This window comes from Paractinoplanes ovalisporus (genome assembly GCF_016834655.1).
GTDB lineage: Bacteria > Actinomycetota > Actinomycetes > Mycobacteriales > Micromonosporaceae > Actinoplanes > Actinoplanes ovalisporus.
Genome location: NZ_JAENHP010000011.1, coordinates 285,968 through 305,781 on the forward strand (window position 1 = coordinate 285,968; position 19,814 = coordinate 305,781).

The following is a 19,814-nucleotide window of genomic DNA, read 5'->3' on the forward strand; positions in this document are numbered from 1 at the left end:
GCCGGGAGCCGCGCGCTGCAAGAGAGTCAGCGATACCGGGCCCGACGGCGTCAGGGTGATCGGTTACTCCGGCTGGATCCCCGCCTGCTTCGCGGTGATCTGGAGTGCGAGGTGCTTGGAGTAGATGCGGACCCAGGCGAGCGGGCCACCCATGTACCAGAACGCCGGGTGTCCGGTGCGCCGGTACAGTCCGCCGATCTCGCCGTCCTCGCCGATGCCGAGGACGAGCGGGAGCCGGTCGGCGACCTCGTCGCCGAAGAGCCGGCGAGCCGTCTCGCGCATGTTGCGGTAACCGGTCGCGAGCACGACCAGGTCGGCCTCCAGGGTGCGGCCGTCCTCCAGTTTGATGCCGTCGGAGGTGAACTCGGCCAGCCCGGATCCCTGAGCCAGCTTGATCTTCCCGTCGGCGATGAGCCCCGAAGCGCCCACGTCGATGTAGTAGCCGCCGCCGTAGGCCAGGGCGTAGCCCATCAAGCCGGTGCCGTCGGGGCCGTCGTTGCGCTTGAAGCCGACCGCGTCGAGCGCGGCCAGCAGGTCGGCGTCCTTGCGGGCGGTGTCCTTCACGCCCTCCTTGGCCATCTCGAGCACCAGCGGCCACGGGGTGCCGGCCGCGAGCAGATCGGCGTACCTGGTGGGCGGGCCGCCCTCGACGAAGTTGCTGCCGAAGATGGCCGGGATGCCGTGCTGCTGGCTGATGATGTGGGTCGACGACCGTTGCACGAGCGTGACGTCGGCGCCGGCCTCATAGAGGTCCTGGGCGATGTCGTGGCCGCTGTTGCAGGCGCCGACGACAACGGCCTTGCGCCCGGCCCAGCGACCACCGTCGGTGTGCCGGCTCGAGTGGTAGCTCTCGCCCTGGTAGATGTCGAGGCCGGGCACGTCGGGCACGTTGGGCTCGCCCGCGGCTCCGGTGGCCAGGATGACGTCGCGCGGATGCAGCGCCCGCTCCCCGTCCGGCAGCGCGACCCGCAGCGTCCAGCGGCCGGTCGCTTCGTCGTACGCGCTGGAACGCAGATCGGCCGAGGTCCAGACGTTGAGCTCCATGGCTGCGGCGTACGACTCGAACCAGTCGGCGATCTTGTCTTTCGGGCAGTAGACGGGCCACGATTCCGGGTACGGCATGTAGGGCAGCGCGTCGGCCCAGACCGGGTCGTGCAGCACGAGCGAGTGGTAGCGCTTGCGCCAGCCGTCGCCGACCCGCTCGCTCTTCTCCAGGATCAGCGCGTCGACGCCCATCAGGCCGAGGTTCGCGGCGACGGCGAGACCGCCCTGCCCGGCACCGATCACGACGACGTCGGGGTCGTGGTTCTCATAGCGCACGTGCTCTTCGCGCTTGTCGCGCCAGTTCCGCGTGGTGGCCTCGTGCCGGGGCCCCTTGGAGCGGTGCGGGCCGATCCGGCGCTCGTGGCCGCGCAGGTCGTCCAGCTCGGTCATCAGGGTCCACGCGACCCACTGGCCATTTTCCGGGCGCAGCCGTACGGCTCCCCGGCCGGACCCGAGCGGCGTGGTGAACGTGAGGAAGCCCTCGACCACGTCGTCGCCCTGGAAGCGGGGACCGAACTCGGTGGTCATCGTGACATCGGTGAAGGACTCGGGGGTGAGGTGCTCACCGAGCATGGCCGCGACGGCGTCCCGGCCCCGGTAGGTGCCCAGGTCCCAGGTCAGCGCGAGCAGGTCACGCCACCAGCAGTCGTCGGCGAGCAGCGCGGTGGTGCCCGCGGCGTCGGCGCCCTCGAGCGCCGCCGTGAATCGGTCGAGCCAGGCGGCGAACGTGGCCTCCGCCGTGACTTCGGTGGTCATGGCCTGATGTGTCTCCGTCGCCATTGACGCGCCCTTCCCGTCCGTATCAGAGTGGTACGGCCCGAGCGATCGCTCGGTAGGTGAGAGTGTGGACCTTCAATAACGTGAGAAGCAACACTCCCGGAAACTTTTTCGCCATCGGATCGACACAACCGGTGAGGTGCCCGTGACCAGCCACATCGACGATCTTGTCGCCCGGACGCGGGCCTTCATCGAGTCCCGGGTGATCCCCGTCGAGGACGAATCGGACGGCGATGTCGCGCTGGCCGGCGGGGAGAAATTGCGCGTCTCGCTCCAGGAGAGCGCCCGGCGGGAAGGCCTCTTCGTCCCGCACGCTCCCATCGCGTACGGGGGAATGGGTCTGGGCATGGCCGACCGCGCGCCGGTCTTCGAGGCGGCCGGGCGCTCCCTGTTCGGCCCGATGGCGCTGAACATCAACGCGCCCGACGAGGGCAACCTGCACCTGCTCGACCAGGTCGCCTCCCCCGCCCAGCGCGAGCGCTATCTGGAGCCGCTGGCCCGCGGCGAGCAGCGCTCGGCGTTCGCGATGACCGAGCCCCCGCCCGGCGCCGGCTCCGACCCGGCCGCGCTGAGCACCCGCGCCCGGCCCGACGGCGGCGGATGGCTGATCACCGGCCGTAAGAAGTTCATCACCGGGGCCGACGGGGCCGGGTTCTTCATCGTCATGGCCCGCACCTCGGAGTCGGCGACGATGTTCCTGGTTCCGGCCGGCCGCCCCGGAATCCGCCTGGTCCGGCACGTGTCCACCATGGACAAGTCGATGCTCGGTGGCCACTGCGAGCTGGAGCTGACCGACGTGCGGGTCGGGCCGGACGATGTGCTGGGCGAGGTCGATCAGGGCTTCCGCTATGCCCAGGTGCGGCTCGGCCCGGCCCGGATGACCCACGTCATGCGCTGGCTCGGCGCCGCCCAGCGGGCCCACGAGACGGCGGTGGCCTACGTCAGCGAGCGCACCGCCTGGGGCCGGCCCCTCGCGCGGCAGGGCATGGTCGAGCTGATGACCGCCGACAACGAGATCGACCTGGCCGCGACCCGCGCCCTGCTGCTGACCGCCTGTCACGCCCTCGACGCCGGTCGGCCCGCCCGCGAGGAGACGTCGCTGGCCAAGGTCTTCGGCGCCGAGGCCCTGCACCGGGTGACCGACCGCGCGGTCCAGATGTGCGGCGGCGCCGGCGTCTCGGCCGACCTGCCGGTGGCGCGGATCGCCCGCGAGATCCGGCCGTTCCGCATCTACGACGGGCCCTCCGAGGTGCACCGCATGTCCCTCGCCCGCCGGGCCGCACGGCGTTATGGCGCACCGCTCGCCTGACAGCCCCCGGAGCCCGGACGCGTCGCAGGGCCGCACCCCTTGACGCCGACGCACACCTGAGCCGCGCCACCACCCGCCCGGCCACGCCCGCCGCCGCAGCCTGAACTCCGCCACCACCCGCCCGGCCACGCCCGCCGCCGCAGCCTGAACTCCGCCACCACCCGCCCGGCCACGCCCGCCGCCGCAGCCTGAACTGCGACACCACTCGCCCGCTCCTGTGAAGCGCTTACAGTCGGGCGGCACCCGCACACCGCCGGCATGTTTCGAGCGGGTAACCCCAATTCGCCTCCACCCCTTGCGGGAGACACAACCCGTGCCCTAATTTTTGTAAGCGCTTCATCAGAACGGCGCCAACTCACCTTTACGACAACGCAACCTGCCGCTTCACCGGTGAAGCGCTTGCGATTTTGGAGAAGACCATGAGAGTGCGGAAGCTGTTGGCGGGCTCGCTCGCCGGCGTCCTGCTGGCGGCGGTCACGGCCTGCGGCGGCGGCGAATCGGGCGGGTCCGACGGAACGACGCTGGTCGTCAAGACGTTCGGCCAGTTCGGCTATGACGAGCTCTACAAGCAGTACGAGTCGTCCCACCCCGGCATCAAGATCAAGGAAGAGAACATCGCCAAGCTCGGCGACTACAGCCCCAAACTCCAGCAGTGGCTGGCCGCCGGCAGCGGCGCGGGCGACGTGGTCGCGATCGAGGAGGGCGTCCTCGTCCAGTTCATGGGCCAGCCCGACAAGTTCGTCAACCTGCTCGACCACGGCGCCGGCGAACTGAAGGGCAACTTCCTCGACTGGAAGTGGCAGCAGGCCCTCACCCGCGACGGCAGCAAACTGGTCGGCCTCGGCACCGACGTCGGCGCCCAGGGCATGTGCTACCGCACCGACCTCTTCGAGAAGGCGGGGCTGCCCACCGACCGCGACGAGGTCGGCAAGCTGTGGCCGACCTGGGACGCCTACCTCGCGACGGGTCAGAAGTTCGTGGCCGCCAACAAGGACGCCGGCTTCTTCGACTCGGCGGGCAACATCTACACGAACATCCTCATGCAGCAGGGCGACCACACCTACTACGACACCGACAACAAGCTGGTCATCGACAGCAACCCGGGCGTCAAGACGGCCTGGGACCAGGCCACGCAGATGATCGCGGCCGGGCTCTCGGCCGACATCGCCGCCTACAGCCCGCAGTGGAACGCCGGCTTCAAGAACGGCAAGTTCGCGACCATCCCGTGCCCGTCGTGGATGCTGGCCACCATCGAGAAGCAGGCCGGTCCCGAGAACGCCGGAAAGTGGGATGTGGCCAAGGTTCCGGGCACCGGCGCCGTACGCGGTGGGTCGTTCCTGGCCGTGCCGACGCAGAGCAAGCACCAGGCCGAGGCGGCCGAGCTGGCCAAGTTCCTGACCTCGCCCGAGGGGCAGACCGCCGCGTTCACGAGCAAGAACAACTTCCCGTCGTCGCCGCAGGCCATCGACGACACCGCCGTGCAGTCGGCGACCAACAAGTACTTCAACGACGCGCCCGTCGGCAAGATCTTCGGCGACAGCGTCAAGGCGCTCAAGCCGGTCTACCTGGGCCCGAACAACCTGGCCATCGGTGACCGGGTGACCGCCGCCCTGACCGCGGTGGAGCAGGACAAGCTCTCGGCCGACGCGGCCTGGGCCAAGGCCCTCGAAGACGCCAAGCGCGCGGGCTGACGTACGGGCGGCGTCCGCGACCGGCGGGCGCCGCCCCCGAGGAAACTAAGGACTGACCTGATGGTGGCCCCATTGCGGACCTCCGCCCCCGGCAACCAGGACCCGGTTCCCGTACGGGCGCAGCACCGCCTCCGCCTCTGGGACCGGTGGGACCGCCGCGTCTCGCCGTACCTGTTCATCGCCCCGTTCTTCGTCCTGTACGCGATTTTCGGGCTCTATCCGCTGGGCTTCACCGCGTGGGTGTCGCTGCACGAGTGGGGCATCGCCGGCCAGGCCGGTTTTGTCGGCGCCGACAACTACGTCCGGCTGTTCGGCGACCCCGACTTCTGGAACGCCGTCGTCAACACGGTCGGCATGTTCATCATGTCGACCGTCCCCCAGCTGCTGATCGCGCTGATCCTGGCCAGTCTGCTCAACCAGAAGCTACGCGGGGTGACGCTGTTCCGGCTGGGCGTGCTGGCGCCGATCGTCACCTCGGTGGCGGCCGTGGGCATCATGTTCAGCCAGATCTTCGACCGCGACGCCGGGCTCGCCAACGGCCTGCTCGGGCTGGTCGGGGTGAGCCCGATCGACTGGCGGGCCGACCGGCTGCCGTCCTGGTTCGCCATCTCGACGATGGTCGACTGGCGCTGGACCGGCTACAACGCGCTGATCTACCTGGCCGCCATGCAGGCCGTGCCGGCCGTGCTCTACGAGGCCGCGGTCGTCGACGGCGCCTCCAAGGTGCGGCAGTTCTTCTCCATCACGGTCCCGATGATCCGGCCCACGCTGATCTTCACGGTGATCGTGTCGACCATCGGCGGGCTGCAGCTGTTCACCGAGCCGCTGATCTTCGGGTCGGGCGACTACGCGATCCTCGGCGGCAGCCTGCGCCAGTTCCAGACGGTGTCGATGTACATGTTCGAGAACGCGTTCCGCAACTTCGACTACGGCTACGGCTCGGCCGTCGCGCTGATGATCTTCCTGATGATCGTCGTGGTCGCCGCCGTCAACTACCTGATCTCCCGGAGGATGCGGTGACCGAACGCCGGGCCAGTCCGCTGGTCTACATCTCGCTGCTGGCGGCCGTCGCGCTGTCGGTCTTCCCGCTCTACTGGCTGTTCGTCATCGCGACCCGCTCCAACGACGTGATCGGCGACTGGCCGCCGCCGCTGACCCCGGGCGGCAATCTCGGCGACAACCTGGGCCGCCTGTTCGGCACCGAGGAGGCGTACTTCCTCAAAGGCATGGTGAACTCGGCGATCTCGGCCGTCGTGGTCACCGTCGCGGTGGTCTTCTTCAGCTCGCTGGCCGGGTTCGCCTTCGCCAAGCTGCGGTTCCGCGGCCGCAACGCCCTGCTGCTGGTCATCCTGGCCACCATGATGATCCCGGTGCAGATGGGCATCATCCCGCTCTACATGATCATGGTGAAGCTGGGCTGGCAGAACCAGCTCCAGGCCGTCGTCGTGCCGTTCCTGGTCTCCGCGTTCGGGGTGTTCCTGATGCGCCAGTACGCCGAACGGGCCGTGCCCGACGAGCTGGTCGAGGCGGCGGTGGTGGACGGCAGCTCGACGTTCCGGACGTTCTGGTCGGTCGTGCTGCCCGCGTTGCGCCCCGGCGCGGCGGTGCTCGGCCTGCTCACGTTCATGGGCACCTGGAACGAATTCCTGTGGCCCCTGGCGGTTCTGGAGGCCGACAACCCGACCGTGCAGGTCTCGCTCAGTCAGCTGTCGACGGCGTACTACACCGACTACACGCTCATGTTCGCGGGCGCGCTGGTGGCGATCCTGCCGCTGCTGTTCGTCTTCATCGCGTTCGGGCGGCAGATCATCGGCGGCATCATGGAAGGCGCGGTCAAGGCGTGAAGGACTTTCTCTGGGGCGCGGCCACGTCGGCCTACCAGATCGAGGGCGCGGTCGCCGAGGACGGCCGGGCACCGTCCATCTGGGACACTTTCGCCGCCGAACCGGGCCGGGTCGACAACGGTGACACCGGTGACCAGGCCGCCGGCCATTACCACCGGTGGCGCGACGACATCGAGCTGATGACCGAGCTGGGGCTGGGCGCCTATCGCTTCTCCGTCGCCTGGCCGCGCGTCGACCCGTACGGGAAAGGGGTCGTCAACACGAAGGGGCTCGACTTCTACCAGCGGCTGGTCGATGCGTTGCTGGACAAGGGAATCGAGCCGTGGCCGACGCTCTATCACTGGGACCTGCCGCAGACCCTGGAGGACGCGGGCGGCTGGCCCGAACGGGACACCGCCGCCCGTTTCGCCGACTACGCCGCCATCGTGCACGACGCGTTGGCCGACCGGGTGACGCACTGGACCACGCTGAACGAGCCGTGGTGCTCGGCCTTCCTGGGCTACGGGACGGGCCGGCACGCTCCGGGCCGTCAAGAGCCGCTTGCTTCCGTACGGGCGGCCCACCACCTGCTGCTGGCCCACGGCCTGGCGGCGGCCCGGATGAGCGGCTCCCGGGTCGGGATCACGCTCAACCTCACCCACGTGGCCCCGCTCGGCCCAGCCGACGTGGAAGCGGCCCGGCGCGTCGACGGCATGCAGAACCGGATTTTCCTCGATCCCCTGCTGCGCGGGCACTACCCGGACGACCTGCCGATCGACCTCGGCCACGTGCGTGACGGTGACTTGAAGACGATCGCGGCGCCGCTGGACTTCCTCGGCGTCAACTACTACACCCCGATGACCGTCACGACGACCGTCCGACCGGCTCCTACGGCGTACGTGGGCTGTGAAGATGTCGTGCAGGTGGACCGGGGGCTTCCCCGCACGTCGATCGGCTGGGAGATCGACGCCGGCGGGCTGCGCGATCTGCTGCTGCGGCTGCGCGACGACTATCCGGGTACCGATCTCTACATCACCGAGAACGGCGCCGCCTTCGACGCCCCGGTGCACGACCACGACCGCATCGCCTATCTGCACGACCACCTGCGCGCCGTCCGCGAGGCGGTCGCCGCCGGGGTGCCGCTCCGGGGCTACTTCGCCTGGTCGCTGCTCGACAACTTCGAATGGTCGTACGGGTACGCGCAACGGTTCGGGCTGGTCCACGTCGACTACGCCACCCAACACCGTACGGTCAAGGACAGCGGCCGCTGGTACCGCGACGTGATCCGGCGGTCGGGGCGGTGAGCGCTTACCGCGTTGATAGTCTCGGCTGGCACCGACGCCACGGCACCGCAGGGGGAACGCGCCCAGCATGACCAGTCAGCAGCCCACCCTGGCCGAGGTGGCCCAGCTCGCCGGGGTCTCGACCGGAACCGTCTCGCGGGTCATCAACAACGCGCCCAACGTCGGCGACAAGTCGCGCAAGGCGGTCGAAGCGGCCGTCCGCAAGCTCGGTTATGTCCCCAACCTGGCCGCCCGCTCGCTGGCCACCCAGCGCAGCGGCGCCGTCGTGCTGGCCATCTCGAGCGACGACCCGGCGCTGTTCGTCAACCAGTTCTTCGCCGAGATCATCACCGGGGTCAACGCGGTCATCGAGGAGTCCGACCTCGAGCTGATCCTCATCATGGCCGCCTCGGCCCGGGGGCGGGCCCGGCTCACCCGGGTGCTGCACGCGCGCGGGGCGGCCGGGGTCATGCTGCTGGCCCTGCACGAGAACGATCCGCTGGTGCAGACGGCCGAGCGCGGCGGTGTCCCGGTCGTCTACGGCGGGCGCCCGTACGGCGACCAGCCGCCCCGCTACTACGTCGACGCCGACAACCGCGGCGGGGCCCGGCAGGCGGTCGAGCACCTCATCGCGACCGGCCGCTCGCGGATCGCCACCATCACCGGCCCGCAGGATCAGCACGCCGGGGTGGCCCGCTATCTCGGCTGGCGCGAGGCCCTGGCCCTGGCCCGGCTCGACGACCACCGGGTCGCGCACGGCGACTTCAGCGAGGCCAGCGGCGCGGCCGCGATGCGCCGGCTGCTCGACGAGCACCCCGACCTCGACGCGGTCGCCGTCGCCTCGGACGCGATGGCCGCCGGGGCGCTGGGCGTGCTGGCCGAGCGGGGCCTGGCCGTGCCGGAGCAGGTCGCCGTCGTCGGCTTCAACGACATCATCAACGCTCAGCTCGTGCGGCCCGCGCTCACCACGGTGCACCAGCCCATTGTGGCGCTGGGCCGCGAGATGACCCGGATGTTGCTGGCCGTCATCCGCGGCGAGGAGCCGACCCCGCTGATCCTGCCCACTCAGATGGTGATCCGCGAGTCCGCCTGAGGCTCAGGTGGGTTCGCGGGTGAGCGCCACACAGCCGTCGCGGATCTCCCCGACCATGGCGAAGCCGACCCGGTCGACGTCACAGCAGAACCGGAGGTCCTCGGACAGGTCAACCCGCTCGTGCGCCGGCTTCCCGATGCCGAAGCGTGCGTGCTCGGCGGCCCCGGCCATGATGCCGGCGACCAGATCCGCGCGCTCCGGCTCAGCCCCGCGCAGCAGACCGTCGAGGTGACGAGCGCAGACCAGGTCCTCGGCCGTGCGTCCGGTGCAGACCAGCGCGTACGGCTTCTCACCGTGATGCTTCCGGATCCATCGAGCGGTGGCCCCCGCATTCACGGCCGAGGCCGCAAGCAGCGCCGCCGCTGCCGGATACCGGACCAGCCCGCGGGTGCCGTTCGAGGTCGCCTGGATCAGACCGCGACCATCAAGCCGAGCCGCCGCCATCTCGGCCGGCGAGTTGCCGAAGTCAAAACCCGGCGGCTTGAGTCCGCCGGTTTCGCCCGCCAGCAAACGCTCCGGATGCCGCTTCCGGAACTCCCGGGCGGCATCCACCGAAGACACACAGGCGATGTCCGCCGCGCCGCTTTCAAACGCCACTGCCGCCGTCGTGAACGCGCGAATGACATCGATAACCACCACAACGGCGCCGGCCGGGACCTCGGCATCCATATCAATGATCGACATGCATGAGATTGTCCCCTGGGCCACTCGTTCGGGTGATCGGGAAACGTCGCGTGAACCCGCCCCCCGGGGAGGTCCGTGGTGGTGGCGTCAGGCCCCATCACGAACGGAGAAATCCCATGCGCTTCGCCCTCGCCGCCGCTACCGCCACGGCCGCCGTCTTTGGATTCGCGGCGCCTGCGGCCGCCGCCGACTACGACCGGTCGGCCGAGGACTGCACCGTCGTCAGGCACGACGTCGGCGTCCTGAAGCAGACGGTCTACGTCCGCAACGTCTGCAGCCAGCCGATCACCTTCCGGGTCCACCGCTCGCTGGAGACCTCACCGTGCTTGGAGGTGCAGCCAGGCAGGCAGGGCGGTTGGCGCTGGACCCGGGCCCAGCCGTACTACTACACCGAGATCGACTGCTGACAACTTTCCCGTCAGCTCGCAGGTCCCGAGCCCGTGTGGGCAGCGCTCCGCCAGACCGAGCGCTGCCCACACGCGGCCGAACGCATCAAACCCGGATGCGACACTGCGGCGGTGAGTTGGTCGCTCTTCGTGGTCCCGCTGGACGCCCTCAGTTGGTATTCGACGACTCGGCGGCTAACGCATTCGCCATCCGCCCCGGCGAGGAGCCGGCCGACCTGAACGACTGGTGCTGGTGACCGCCGCTGCAGTTACGGTGGCCGCAGAGGCCGTAAGATCTCGCGCAATCATGAGACTTGGAAGAGATCGATAATGCGGAGCTTCGGCCGACGGGCCACCTTCGCGGTCGAGGTGGGCGGTCTTCCCGCCTTTGCCGTGGAAGCGGGCGCGACCCGGGCGACCAACCTTCGCGAGGTGGACGTCTGGGCGGGTGGCAGAAGGCTCACCTGCCACGACAACACCGCGTTTGTGCCGACGCTGGTACATCACATGCGTTCTACCGCTGAGCTGATCCAGCAACGGGCAATTCCGCCTTCTCCGTTCCCGTGGCGTTCGCCGGCGGAAGTGTTCCGGCTGTTGAACGCGAACGACAGCGAGTTCCGGCAGCGGTTCTGGTTGCTGCACGACTGGGACGAGATCCTGGACAACGTGGAGACCTACGCCTGGCTCGACGACCAGCTGGTGATCGCCTGCCGGATCCAGCGGCCGATTCGTTCCGAGGTGTTCGTGGCGCGGCTGGATCCCGACGAATGCGTGACCACCATCAACGAAGCTGTCGACTTTCTGGCCGACTGAGCCCGCGTGGTCATCGGCTGCCGGCATTCTGCCGCATCGCCTGCACCCCCGGGCGAGCCCCCGGTGGTTCAGGTTCCGTCCCGCTCCGCGTGCGCGGGTTGGGGCGAGCCTCCATGCCCCGCGGTCAAGGCCCGTGGACAACCGCGAAAACGGACCCGCCCGTCTGTGGACAACCATGCTTGATCGGTTTGACAGAGGCGTACCTTCAAAACCGCTCCCCCGGGTGGGTGGACGGGGGTTTGGTGGGGGGTCGGCAAGCGAACCCGAAGATCTTTTGCCACCGCGTGGACTGTGGCGCGGAGGAACTCCGTCCGAGGCTACCGACGCGCGCGGATCGTCGGCTGGTTCGCCGTGGCCGACGCCGTCGTTCACGTCGGAGGGGCACGGGCCGGCCCCGATGACGGGTCGGGGCCGGTCCCAAAGGGCGAGGTCAGGCGTCGGCCAAGAACGAGGACACCCAGGACAGGGCCGAGTTCCAGTTGATGGTCAGCTCGTTCGTCGCGTAGGAGTTGATGTCGTCCATGTAGCAGAACTGTGGCAGGCAACCGGCCAACCGCAACGCCGACAACGGGTCGTTCAGACCCGAGTTCGGCCCGCCGGCCAAGGTTCCCACGGGCGGGTTCGGCAGGCTGGGGTCGAGCTGATGCGCGTACATCCGGCTCTGCTGGTTCTTCGCGTAGACAGAGCCATAACCGGTGACGTACGAAATGTTCAGCGCGTTGCGTCCGAACACGAAGTCGACCCCGCTCAGGGCCGCGTCGCGATAGCGGTCGAAGCCGGTGATCCGGGCCGCGGTGGCCAGCACGACCACGTTGTTGAGCAGGTTGCCGTTGGAGCCCCAGGCCCACTTGCCGGTGCTCGGCGCGTACGGCTGCCCGTAAGCCTGCTTCTTCTGCAACTTGATGATCTTCTCGGCGGCCGCGATCACCGACAGTTTCGCGAGGGGGTCACGGCCGACGGTGGCGAGGTCGAGGCGGCCCAGCGCGGCCACCGAACCCCAGTAGAAGCCGTCGGGGTCGAAGACGTCGGTGCGCGACAGCGGCGACTTCAGCAGATCGACCGTATACACCGGCTTCTTCGTGGTCAGGGCGAGTTCGGCCGCGGCCCAGTAGAACTCGTCGGCAACGTTGGTGTCGGCGTAGGCACCGCCGCCCGCGGTGTCGGCCGCGGGGGCGTAGAGGGCGGGATTGGCCTTGGCCGCCTTGTAAGCCACTTCAGAAGCGGCCAAAAGCCTTTCCGCGTACGGGGATCCGAAGACCCGGGCGCCCTGAGCCGCGACGGCCGCCAGGTTGAGCGTGGCCGCGGTGGACGGGCGGTGCAGCGCGCGTGGTTTGGCGTCCTTGGCCGGGTCGAGCGGCAGGCCGGTCCAGCTGGTGTCGGTGATTTTGTGGTAGGCCATGCCGGCGAGGGGTTGCCCGGCCGGCACCTGCATCTTGAGCAGGAAGTCGAGCTCCCAGCGGATCTCGTCGAGCAGCTTGGGGTCGCGGTTGCCCTGTTCGTATTCGGAGAGCAGCTGGGCCACCGCGATGCCGCCGTTGACCACGTACTTGCCGTGGTCGGCCGCGTCGTACCAGCCGCCGGTCACGTCGCGGGTGTAGCCGGCGGAGCAGGTCCAGTTGTCGGCGAACGCGGCGGGGGCCAGACAGGGCACGGCCGTGTCGCCCTGGTTGGGGGCGACGCCGATGTGGCCGGCGGGGCGGGCGTAGCCGGGGGCGACCGAGTCGAGGATCGGGGTGCCGCTGCGCTGGGTGTAGAACAGCGTCTTGCTGTCGCGGGGCAGCGCCGCGTAGATGTCCTTGCGGATCGGGAACGGGTGGCTGGTCGCGCCGTCCGCGGTCAGCGTGTAGCCGTCGCCGGATGCGCGGTAGGACGTGAAGTCGAGGGTCTGCACGTTCTGGCCCGAGGTCGGGTCGACGCCCTGCGGCTTGGTGACGCCGGAGCGGACGACCTTGCCGGCGGCGGTGGTCAGCTGCCACGGCACGGCCTTGGTGGCGGCCGTGACCAGGGTCGCGCCCTTGGGACCGTCGGGCAGGTATCCGGCCTGGTTGACGCGCATCCGGGGGCCGGTGTCGGGCACGTACGGGGGAAACGGCTCCCCGCCGACCAGGCTGACGTCGTCGATGCAGAAGGTGGTCTGGGCCTGCCCGCCGAACTGGAACCCGAGCTGCCCGTCGGCGAACTCGCCCTTGCCGGTGCCGGTGAGCGTGTACGTCGTCAGCGTGGTCGGGATCGTGCGGGTGGACGCCAGCACGGTCGAGTAGGCGCCCGAGTTCTGCTGGAACACCACGGTCACCGGGATCGGGACCGTCGTGCGGGCCGAGAACGTCAGGGTGTAGCTCACGCCGTTCTGGATGCGCAGGTAGGGCAACGCGAGCATCGAGTCCCACGGGTTGATGGTGCCGGTCCCGGTGTCCACACAGGCCTGCCCGTCCACGGCTTTGAGCTTTCCCGAGCTTCCCCCGTACGCGACCCAGGGCGCGGTGCCGCTGTCGAAGGTGCCGTTGGTGACCTGGTTGTAGGGCTCGTCCTCGGCGTAGGCGACCGCCGAGCCGGCCAGCACCAGGGCCACCGCCACTCCACCGACCAGTATCCGACGCATGTCAGGCCTCCTTACGCCAGCGGCGGCGCAACACGAACGCCGCGTTCTTGGGTTGCCGGTCGCGGGTGAACACACCCTTGCGGTTGCCGCCGACCCGCATGATTCCCGGCGTGGTCGCGAAGTCGGCGAAGTTCCAGACGTGCTCACCGATAACGGCGTCGGTCCGGTCGAAGACGCGGTGGTTCATCTCCAGATAGGCGACCTGGTACTCCTCGCTCCACGGCTCGATGGCCAGGGAGTGCAGGCCCGGGTACGTGTCCGCGCCGTACTCGGTGATGATGATCGGCTTGCCGTCCCGGGACCACTCGTCCAGCTCGGCCTGCCAGGCGAGCTCGGCCGCGGCCAGGTCGCCCGGCATGACGTACCAGCCGAAGTAGCGGTTGAGCATGAGCACGTCGGCGAACTGGCTGACCCGGCACCGGCCCGGCGTGGCCTGGGCGACGTTGGCGAAGCTGAGCGGCCGGGTCGGGTCGAGTTCGCGGGCGAGGTCGAACAGCGGGCGGAAGTACGCCTCGGCGGCCTCGCTGTCGCTCTCGGGCTCGTTGGCGAGCGACCAGATCACGACGCTCGGATGGTTGCGGTCACGTTCGATCAGCTCGCGGACGGCCTGCGCGTGGGTGTCGCGGGTGCGCTCGTTGACGGTGTCCGGTCCGTACGTGGTGTAGCCGGGCGCCCCGAACACGCCCTCGCCCAGCCCCAGGTTGATCCCCACGGCGGCGACCTCGGCGATGACCACGATGCCGTGGCGGTCGGCGTAATCCAGAACATCTTCCGCGTACGGATAATGGGAGGTGCGCAGTGAGTTCGCGCCGATCCAGTCCATCAGTTCAAAATCGTTGAGCATGTACGCGTCGTTGTGGCCCTTGCCCGACACGGCCGCGTCCTCGTGCTTGCCGAAGCCGGTGAAGTGGAACGGCTCGCCGTTGACGAGCAGCCGGTTGCCGCTGACCGTGACCGTGCGGATGCCGACGCTCTGCCGATATTCGTCCACGACCGCGCCGCCGCCGTCGACCAGTTGCACTTCGAGCTCGTAGAGGTAGCCGTGCCCGGGCGCCCAGAACGTCGCGCCGGGCACGGTCAACGCGCCCTCACCCTCGGCTACGACGATTCCGTCCCGGTCGCGCAGCACCGCCCGCGTCGTGCACCCGTCGGCGCCCTCCGCGGTCGCCGACCACCGCACCACACCGGTCGTGTCGTCGATGCCGGTCTCGACCCGCAGGCCGGTCAGATGCGCGCGCGGTGTCGAGCAGAGCCACACCGTACGGTGGATGCCCGCGTAGTTGAAGAAGTCGTGCCAGGTGCGCTGGCGTGGCCCGGCCGGCGTCATCTCGACCACACCGGGCGGGATGCTCTGGAACGTCAGGGTGTTGTCGACGGCGACCAGGATCTCGACCTGCTCCCCCGGTTCGGCGACGCCGGTCAGGTCGGCCTCGAACGGCGTGTAGCCACCCTCGTGCGTGACCACCTCGACCCCGTTGACCCAGACCCGGGCCCGGTGGGTGGCCGACTCGAAGTGCAGGGCCACCCGCTGCCCGGCCCACCCGGCCGGAACCCGCGCGGTGGTGGCGTACCAGGCCTCGCCGATGTGGTCGCGCCGGGCGGGGTCCGCGCCGATGTCGTTGTAGCTGGCGGGCACGGCCATCTCGCCGCCGTCGTCCAGCCCGGCACGGTCGAGGGAGAAGCGCCAGAGCCCGTTGAGGCTGCGGCGGTCCCGGGTACGGCTGTCTCGTGGTCGAAGCATGACCACTGTATTAAGGGCGTGTTGCCTGTCGTCGCTACGAGCCGGTCAGCACTGGTCCGAAACGATCAGAAACGATCACCGGTGCGGAGTCAGCGACGACTGCCGCACGATCAGGCCCGGCACGAGCTGCAACCGGTTGGCCGGGCGCCGGTCGCCCTCGGTGAGCCGCGAGACCAGCATCTCGACCGCCATCCGGCCGATCTGGCCCTTGGCCGGGCGCACCGCGGTCAGCGGCGGCTCACCCTGGTGGGCCACTTCGTCGTCGTACGAGACCAGGGCCAGCTCCCGCGGCACCTCGACGCCCTCGGACGCGGCCTGGCGGGCCAGCGCGATCGCGTCGGGGTCGCTGTGCACCAGCAGCGCCGTGGTTCCGGTGACCCGGCACGAGTTCAGCACGTCGCGGGCCCGGCCGGGGTCGGCGCGCAGCGTGTCCCGCACGATCAGCTCGCCGTCGAGGCCCATGGCCCGGCAACCGTGGACGAAGCCCTGCTCGATCAGCTCGGCGTTGGGGCTGATCGGGGTGACGACCAGGCCGATGCGGCGGTGGCCCTGGCCGGACAGATGCCGCAGCGCGATCTCCACACCCGCGTCGTGGTCGTTGCGCACCGACTCCAGCGGGCGCGAGTCGGGCCCCCAGACCGGGGCCGCCCGCTCGACCAGCACACACGGGATCGGCAGCGCGCTGATCGCGGTCAGGTCGTCGCGCACGTCGGGGGCGACCAGCAGCCCGTCGACCTTCTCGGCCTCGAGCAGCCGGGCCATCTGACGGCGGTCCTCGCCCGGGTCGTAACCGGAGCCGCGCAACCGGAGGTCGGCCCCGAGCATGGCGGCGGCCGTGCGGGCGCCGGTGATGACCTGGGGCCAGAAGAAGTCGAGGCTGGGCACGATCATGCCGAGGCTCAGCCGGTCGGCCGGCTGGGGCCGGCGGGCCGTGTCGGGCAGCACCAGGGCGCCGCCGTGCACGCGCACCAGGCGCTTCTCGCGGGCCAGCACGGTGATGTCACGGCGCACGGTGACCGGGCTGACCTGGAACAGCGTGGCGAGCTCGGCCACCCGCACGGCGCCGTGCTTGTGCAGCTCGGCCAGCAGCCGCTCGCGCCGCTGCGCGTTGAGGACGTGGACCGGCGTGGTCATCCGACGATGATGCGCCCGCGACGGCCGGTCAACAACATCACCGGCTGTGCGCCTCCCAGGTGAGCGCGAAGTCGGCCCGATTGCCCTGGGCGGCGTTGTCGTCGGCCAGCGTGAGCGTCAACCGGTACGGCCGGGTCTCCCCCGCCGTCGGATACCACACGCCAGGTCGCAGGCCGGTGGCGAAGTCCGAGGCGGCCGCGGTCGTCCGGAGGGTGGCGTCGCTGAGCGTCGTCCACGTGCCCGGGTCGGCGCAGGAGGATCTGGAGCCGAGTTCGATGCGCAGCCGCAGAAGCGAGGCGATCGGCTCGTCCTGATCGTCGACGCCGGCCAGGTAGAACCGGACCTCGGCGTCGACGTCGCCCCGGTAGGTGACCTCGATGCACTTGGCCGGGCCGGTGCCCGGGACCATGTCGGTGTCCGAGAACAGCGCCTGACCGACGGAGTTGTGGGTCAGCGACACGGCGCCGGTGGCCCAGCTGTTGCCGGGGCTGACCACGGTCTCGGAGAACGCGGCGTGGCTGGCCTGCATGACGACGCCGGTGACGGCCACCAGACCCACGAGCGCCGCCAACCGGCGCCGCCGCCTCACCGGGCCATCTCCGACGGCTCCCGGTCGGGCTCGGCGCTCGCGAAGGTGACCTGGTCGCGGCCGTTGCGCTTGGACTCGTAGAGCGCGGCGTCGGCCGAGTTGATCAGGCCGGCCGCGTCGGTGCCGTGGGCCGGGCAGGTCGCCACGCCAAGGCTGGCCGAGACCGCCGTGACCGTCTCGAGAGCGCCGATGCGCAGCCGGATCCGCTCGGCCACGGCCAGGGCGGCCACGGCGTCGCGGCCCGGCATGATGACCGCGAACTCCTCGCCGCCGTACCGCGCGACCAGGTCCGTCGTGTCCACGGCCTCGCGGATGACGGTGGCGACCAGGCGCAACACCTCGTCGCCGGTGAGGTGGCCGAACGTGTCGTTGAGCTTCTTGAAGTGGTCGATGTCGACCAGCGTCAGCGCCAGGTCGGTGCCCTCGGCGGCCGAGCGGCCCAGCTCGACGGCGAACGCCTCGTCGAACCGCTTGCGGTTGGCGACCCGGGTCAGCGCGTCGGTCTCGGCCGTACGGCGGATGTGCTCGGTCAGCAGGATGCGGTCCATCGCCACCGAGGCGTGCATCGCGGCCTGCAACGCCGTCTCCACGACCCGGCGCTCCAGGCGCCGGCGGCGTACCTCGACGACCATGGCACCGGCGATCTGGTCGACGGCGAACGGCAGGACGACGACGTTGCGGGCGCCCGGCAGCATCCCAGCCAGCCACGGATCGGTCCGCGGGTCGACACCGCGCACCAGCTGGGGGCCGGAGGCGATGGCGCGCCGGATCACCGAGTGCCGGCCCGGTTCGCTGTCCGGGCCGAGCCGGTTCAGGACCGTGAGCCGGCCGTTCTCGATGGTGGCGCCGAGGCGCTGCGGCTCGTCGTGCTCGGTGGCGCCGCCGACGTGGGCCACCACCACGACGCGGTGGGCCGGCAGCTCGGCGTAGCCGAACTCGGCCAGCGCGGCCGCGACCGAGGCCGGGTCGGGCGCCGAGGTCACGCCTAGGCCGAACTGGCGCAGCAGGTCGGCGTCGTGGCGGCGGCGCCGCAGCTCCCGCTCGTTCTTGGCGGCGAACGCGGCGGTGCTGAGCACGGCCAGCCACAGCGCGGCGAACTGGAGCCAGAGCGTGGCGCCCGAGACGTTGGGGCTGGTGTCAGCGAGCATGCCCAGGTTGATGGCGTCGACGAACAGCACGGTGATCACGCAGTGCCAGATGGCGATCCGGACTCCCGTACGGAAGGAGGCCAGCAACGTGACGGCCATCGCGTGCAGGAAGATCAGGAAGCCCATGGCGTCGTGCTGGTCGGGCATCGCCCAGTTCGCGGTGCCGAGCAGGACGCCGTCGCCCAGCAGCGACAGGGTCAGGGCGCTGCGGGCCACGCGGCGACCGGCCCGGGAGGCCAGCAGCGACAGCGTGGTGACGACGGGCCAGGCGACCGCCCAGCCGATCCAGGCGCGGTCGGTGCCGTGGGCCTGGTCGCTGAACCACCAGACGACCAGCACGGCGACGCCCAGGATGGCCCGCCAGCCCAGCACCCAGCGGATGCGGTCGGCGACCGGGACGAGCTCGCCCGGTTTGATCTGCCCGTGCTTCGGGCGCCTATTCCATGTCGGCACGGTGGTCCTCGTTCCGGGGGAATGTCAGGTAGGGGTCACGCAGCACGGGAGCGAGCGACAGTTTCGGATCGCGTTTCTCACGGCGGTCGGCGATGAACAGGAACAGCCACATCGCGCTGAGCGAGATCGCCAGGTACCAGGGGTGGCCGGCTGTGGCCATGAGCAGCCGGAAGGCCGTATCGGTGACCTGGGCCAGGATCGTCGACCAGCCGGCGCCGGACGGCTTGTCCGGATGGGTGGGGCCGGGGCCGGGCGGCGCCGCGGTCGGCCTGGTCGTCGGCTCCGAGTCCTCCGTGAAGTCGTCCGGGGAAGCCGTCGGCGTGGACGGCACCACGGACGGGGACGCGGACGGGGAGGCGACCGGCGTGGACGGCACCACGGACGGCGAGGCGCTCGGGGTCGGTGTAGTGGACCGGTTCGGCGTCTTGCTCGGGGCCGGAGAAACGGTCGGCGAGGTCGTCGGGGAAGTGGTCGGGGCCGGGGCGCGCAACCATGTGAAGGTCGCGCCGCCCGTCGTGTGCTGGAGGCTGTTGTCGTCGGCCACCTCGACGGTCAGCCGGTAGGTGCGCGACTCGCCGGTGCGCGGCGCCCAGCCCGTGGCGACGCCGGTCGGCCCGTCGGCGGCCAGCCCGGTCAGGGTCCCGTCATAGACGGTCTGCCCGGTGAACACGGCACACTCACCGGTGCCGACCTCGACCCGCAGCTTCAGCCCGTTGACGAGCGAGCCGCTGAGCTCGGTAGCGGCCAGCCGGACCTCGCGCTCGCTGCCTTTGCCGGTGATGGTCAGGCAGCCGCTGACCTCGTGTCCGGGCACCAGTTGCCGCGCGTCGAACAGCGCGGGCGTGCTGCCGCCGGCCGCGAGCGAGACCCGGGCCAGCTGGTCGGAGGTGTCCGTGGCGGGAGAACCGAACGCGCCCAGGAACAGCACCCCGGCCGCGCCGACGGTCAGCAACGCGGGAACGGTGTGGCGCGAGGGAGCGGCATCGGACAGCAACAGATCGGCCACGCCACACCTCCCCTCGACACGCTGGACGAGTGGCTATCGGTCCCGGCACGCACCGAGTTGAGGATTCGCGGCTCCGGCGGACGAATGACGACGGCCACTCGCCACATGCCGCTTCCACCGCGTCCGGACAAGCCAGCGGCGTGGCAAACGCCCCCGCGGACCCGGGAAGGCGCAACCGTTCTGCAACCGCCGGAATCCTGTCGTGGTCCGCAGACGCAACCGAAATGACACCCCGGCAGGC

Annotated in this window: 16 protein-coding genes; 8 read left to right on the top strand and 8 right to left on the bottom strand. The window is 70.2% G+C overall.

Going from position 1 to position 19,814, the window contains the following annotated elements; genetic code table 11:
* Positions 1-63 precede the first annotated feature (63 nt).
* Positions 64-1,800 (bottom strand): NAD(P)/FAD-dependent oxidoreductase, encoded by a 1,737-nt coding sequence (locus JIG36_RS29735; protein WP_203379680.1) that lies wholly within the window; start codon positions 1,798-1,800, stop codon positions 64-66.
* Between the two features lie 166 nt (positions 1,801-1,966).
* On the opposite strand from JIG36_RS29735, the gene JIG36_RS54265 reads away from it, so the two are divergent.
* From JIG36_RS54265 to JIG36_RS29765, 6 genes are all read left to right on the top strand, one after another.
* The gene (locus tag JIG36_RS54265) at positions 1,967-3,130 is read left to right on the top strand and encodes an acyl-CoA dehydrogenase family protein (RefSeq protein WP_203379681.1); all 1,164 of its coding nucleotides are present in this window, start codon (positions 1,967-1,969) and stop codon (positions 3,128-3,130) included.
* 407 nt (positions 3,131-3,537) lie between these two features.
* Positions 3,538-4,821, top strand: a complete 1,284-nt coding sequence (locus JIG36_RS29745; protein WP_203379682.1) for an ABC transporter substrate-binding protein — start codon at positions 3,538-3,540, stop codon at positions 4,819-4,821.
* A 60-nt stretch (positions 4,822-4,881) separates the two neighbouring features.
* On the top strand, positions 4,882-5,841 hold the full coding sequence (locus JIG36_RS29750) for a carbohydrate ABC transporter permease (protein WP_203379683.1): 960 nt from the start codon (positions 4,882-4,884) through the stop codon (positions 5,839-5,841).
* Positions 5,838-6,665: a carbohydrate ABC transporter permease gene (locus JIG36_RS29755; protein ID WP_203379684.1), complete on the top strand. Its 828-nt coding sequence runs from the start codon at positions 5,838-5,840 to the stop codon at positions 6,663-6,665. The genes JIG36_RS29750 and JIG36_RS29755 overlap by 4 nt, the downstream gene beginning before the upstream one ends.
* Positions 6,662-7,948: a GH1 family beta-glucosidase gene (locus tag JIG36_RS29760; protein ID WP_203379685.1), complete on the top strand. Its 1,287-nt coding sequence runs from the start codon at positions 6,662-6,664 to the stop codon at positions 7,946-7,948. The genes JIG36_RS29755 and JIG36_RS29760 overlap by 4 nt, the downstream gene beginning before the upstream one ends.
* Positions 7,949-8,015: 67 nt before the next feature.
* Complete coding sequence (locus JIG36_RS29765) at positions 8,016-9,020, top strand: LacI family DNA-binding transcriptional regulator (protein WP_203379686.1); 1,005 nt, start codon at positions 8,016-8,018, stop codon at positions 9,018-9,020.
* A 3-nt stretch (positions 9,021-9,023) separates the two neighbouring features.
* Here JIG36_RS29765 and JIG36_RS29770 read toward each other — a convergent pair whose 3' ends face one another.
* On the bottom strand, positions 9,024-9,704 hold the full coding sequence (locus JIG36_RS29770) for a 2-phosphosulfolactate phosphatase (RefSeq protein WP_203379687.1): 681 nt from the start codon (positions 9,702-9,704) through the stop codon (positions 9,024-9,026).
* A 116-nt stretch (positions 9,705-9,820) separates the two neighbouring features.
* On the opposite strand from JIG36_RS29770, the gene JIG36_RS29775 reads away from it, so the two are divergent.
* Positions 9,821-10,111: a hypothetical protein gene (locus JIG36_RS29775; protein WP_203379688.1), complete on the top strand. Its 291-nt coding sequence runs from the start codon at positions 9,821-9,823 to the stop codon at positions 10,109-10,111.
* Positions 10,112-10,420: 309 nt separating this feature from the next.
* Complete coding sequence (locus tag JIG36_RS29780) at positions 10,421-10,903, top strand: hypothetical protein (RefSeq protein ID WP_236048431.1); 483 nt, start codon at positions 10,421-10,423, stop codon at positions 10,901-10,903.
* A 430-nt stretch (positions 10,904-11,333) separates the two neighbouring features.
* Here the strand turns inward: JIG36_RS29780 and JIG36_RS29785 are convergent, their stop codons facing one another.
* From JIG36_RS29785 to JIG36_RS29810, 6 genes are all read right to left on the bottom strand, one after another.
* On the bottom strand, positions 11,334-13,502 hold the full coding sequence (locus JIG36_RS29785) for a glycoside hydrolase family 9 protein (RefSeq protein ID WP_203379689.1): 2,169 nt from the start codon (positions 13,500-13,502) through the stop codon (positions 11,334-11,336).
* A gap of 1 nt (position 13,503) precedes the next feature.
* Positions 13,504-15,243 carry a beta-glucuronidase gene (uidA, locus tag JIG36_RS29790; protein WP_203379690.1) on the bottom strand — a complete coding sequence of 580 codons (1,740 nt, stop codon included), beginning with the start codon at positions 15,241-15,243 and terminating at the stop codon, positions 13,504-13,506.
* Positions 15,244-15,318: 75 nt separating this feature from the next.
* Complete coding sequence (locus JIG36_RS29795) at positions 15,319-16,377, bottom strand: substrate-binding domain-containing protein (RefSeq protein WP_203379691.1); 1,059 nt, start codon at positions 16,375-16,377, stop codon at positions 15,319-15,321.
* Positions 16,378-16,414: 37 nt separating this feature from the next.
* Positions 16,415-16,966 (bottom strand): hypothetical protein, encoded by a 552-nt coding sequence (locus JIG36_RS29800; RefSeq protein WP_203379692.1) that lies wholly within the window; start codon positions 16,964-16,966, stop codon positions 16,415-16,417.
* The gene (locus tag JIG36_RS54270; protein ID WP_203379693.1) at positions 16,963-18,567 is read right to left on the bottom strand and encodes a GGDEF domain-containing protein; all 1,605 of its coding nucleotides are present in this window, start codon (positions 18,565-18,567) and stop codon (positions 16,963-16,965) included. Before JIG36_RS54270 ends, JIG36_RS29800 begins: the two co-directional genes overlap by 4 nt.
* On the bottom strand, positions 18,551-19,573 hold the full coding sequence (locus JIG36_RS29810) for a hypothetical protein (RefSeq protein WP_203379694.1): 1,023 nt from the start codon (positions 19,571-19,573) through the stop codon (positions 18,551-18,553). Before JIG36_RS29810 ends, JIG36_RS54270 begins: the two co-directional genes overlap by 17 nt.
* Positions 19,574-19,814 lie beyond the last annotated feature (241 nt).

Bases quoted from the DNA above. Each gene is read 5' to 3' on its own strand.
- JIG36_RS29765 (WP_203379686.1), top strand. From the start codon at position 8,016: ATGACCAGTCAGCAGCCCACCCTGGCCGAGGTGGCCCAGCTCGCCGGG.
- JIG36_RS29785 (WP_203379689.1), bottom strand. From the start codon at position 13,502: ATGCGTCGGATACTGGTCGGTGGAGTGGCGGTGGCCCTGGTGCTGGCC.
- JIG36_RS29775 (WP_203379688.1), top strand. From the start codon at position 9,821: ATGCGCTTCGCCCTCGCCGCCGCTACCGCCACGGCCGCCGTCTTTGGA.
- JIG36_RS29780 (WP_236048431.1), top strand. From the start codon at position 10,421: ATGCGGAGCTTCGGCCGACGGGCCACCTTCGCGGTCGAGGTGGGCGGT.
- JIG36_RS29770 (WP_203379687.1), bottom strand. From the start codon at position 9,704: ATGTCGATCATTGATATGGATGCCGAGGTCCCGGCCGGCGCCGTTGTG.
- JIG36_RS29750 (WP_203379683.1), top strand. From the start codon at position 4,882: ATGGTGGCCCCATTGCGGACCTCCGCCCCCGGCAACCAGGACCCGGTT.
- JIG36_RS29795 (WP_203379691.1), bottom strand. From the start codon at position 16,377: ATGACCACGCCGGTCCACGTCCTCAACGCGCAGCGGCGCGAGCGGCTG.
- JIG36_RS29735 (WP_203379680.1), bottom strand. From the start codon at position 1,800: ATGACCACCGAAGTCACGGCGGAGGCCACGTTCGCCGCCTGGCTCGAC.
- uidA (WP_203379690.1), bottom strand. From the start codon at position 15,243: ATGCTTCGACCACGAGACAGCCGTACCCGGGACCGCCGCAGCCTCAAC.